The following is a 2,005-nucleotide window of genomic DNA, read 5'->3' as shown; positions in this document are numbered from 1 at the left end:
AATTGAGTAAGCGCTCCAAAGCCTCACCGGATCCCGCTGTAATGAGCTCAAATCCACCAATTTCGAAAACAGCCTTTTGAATAATAGGATCGCTACTACTAGCAAAGCGCAGCTGTTTTTTATCTTTAACCCGAAATTGAGAAAATCCTTCTTCTAAGTGCGAGAGACTAGATTGACCCAAACGCATTGTCTTTTGATCAAAGTCTTCAGTAAATTGAATCAAATAGCGAGCATATTCTGATAGCTGGGAGCCGTGCCCCCTCACCCTATCGATGAGCTTAAAACCGAGTGCTTGTTCAACATCGTTTAGCTTTTGCCAGACATTTCTGTAGGACAAGCCCATTTTCTTACAGGCAGACATCAGTGTTTTGCCATGCTCAATGTCTTTAAGCAACGCTGTTAACCACACCAAATCAACGATAGCCGGATCTTTTGCGTTTTTGCTACCAAAAACTAGGGTCGGCCGAATCTGAATTCTCATATGTAATTTTTTGCATATTGATGTTTTGTAATATGACAAATCTTAACCGAACACACTCAATGAAAGTGAACTCAAATGAAATTCTCATTTAATAGATTATTAGCAACCGCCATTACTGCGGTAGCACTTTTCAGCAATTGTGCTTACGCGCAAGAGAAAAGTATTGTTGTGTCATCCACAACTTCTACAGAGCAATCTGGTCTTTTTGGCTTTATGTTGCCTATCTTCAAAATGAAGACAGGCATTGATGTCAAAGTGGTTGCAGTTGGAACTGGTCAAGCATTAGATATCGGTCGTCGAGGTGATGCCGATGTAGTGTTTGTACACGACAAGCCTGCTGAAGAAAAGTTTGTGAACGAAGGTTTTGGTACAAAACGCACTGAAGTTATGTACAACGACTTTGTGTTGGTTGGGCCAAAGTCTGACCCAGCCAAAATTGCAGGCGGTAAAGATATCAAAGCAGCATTTCAGAAAGTTGCAGCAGCTCAGGCACCATTTGTATCGCGCGGGGATAAGAGCGGTACACACGCTGCAGAATTACGCTATTGGAAAGATGCCGGCATTACAGTTGCGCCAAGCGCTTGGTATAAAGAAACTGGTTCAGGCATGGGTCCAGCGCTCAATACTGCTTCAGCAATGAATGGCTACATCCTGACTGATCGCGCTACTTGGCTCTCTTTCAAGAACCGTGGTGATTTAACAATTTTGGTTCAAGGTGATCCAAAGCTATTTAATCAATATGGCGTGATGTTGGTTAACCCAGCAAAATTCCCACATGTGAAAAAAGCTGAAGGACAAGAATTTATTGACTGGATTACCTCCAAGAACGGGCAAGACGTAATTGCCAGTTACAAAATTGACGGTGAACAGCTATTCTTCCCGAACGCAAAGAAATAATTTAGATGAAAAATTCACACCAATTCATCAGTGCACTTTTTGCCACTTTATTAATGGGACTTGGAATGCAAACATCGCTAGCGCAATCCAGCCCCCCAAAAGTAGAAGCCACCTATGGTCAGGGTTCCAAGAGTTTTAAATTGGCAACCGGTAGCCCTGGGGAATTAGGCTTACTACAGCAACTTGGTGAGGCCTTTGACAAGAAGGAAGGTGCGCGCCTGGTGTGGATTAAGGCGGGAAGCGGCGCCTCCCTCAACCTACTTAAGACACAGCAGGTTGACATGATTATGGTGCATGCACCAGCTGGTGTGAACAAAGCTATTGCTGAAGGTTGGGCAACCGGGAGAACGCTCATTGGCTCCAATGAGTTTTATATCGTTGGACCTAAAGCGGATATGGCAAAAATTAAATCTGCTAGCAGTGGTGCAGATGCTTATGCAAAGATCGCGAACTTGCAGGCTAACTTTATCTCTCGAGGGGATAAATCCGGTACACACCAAAAAGAAATGGATATTTGGAAAAAGGCTGGAATCACACCCGAGGGAAATTGGTACATCGTGACCAATGACTTTATGACAGCATCGCTTAAAAGGGCGAATGCAGATAAAGCCTATTTCATGACAGATA

General features: G+C 43.5%; 2 protein-coding genes and 1 pseudogene. 2 read left to right on the top strand and 1 reads right to left on the bottom strand.

The window, feature by feature from the left end; genetic code table 11:
* Positions 1–481: pseudogene (locus B7X71_RS15885) on the bottom strand (LysR family transcriptional regulator); the annotation flags it as partial.
* 75 nt (positions 482–556) lie between these two features.
* On the opposite strand from B7X71_RS15885, the gene B7X71_RS15880 reads away from it, so the two are divergent.
* The gene (locus tag B7X71_RS15880; protein WP_293598355.1) at positions 557–1,378 is read left to right on the top strand and encodes a substrate-binding domain-containing protein; all 822 of its coding nucleotides are present in this window, start codon (positions 557–559) and stop codon (positions 1,376–1,378) included.
* Positions 1,379–1,443: 65 nt separating this feature from the next.
* The coding region (locus B7X71_RS15875; protein ID WP_293601444.1) for a substrate-binding domain-containing protein at positions 1,444–2,005 on the top strand (562 nt) is incomplete at its 3' end.

Source organism: Polynucleobacter sp. 39-46-10, assembly GCF_002282275.1.
This window is presented reverse-complemented; position numbering and strand designations above follow the sequence as displayed.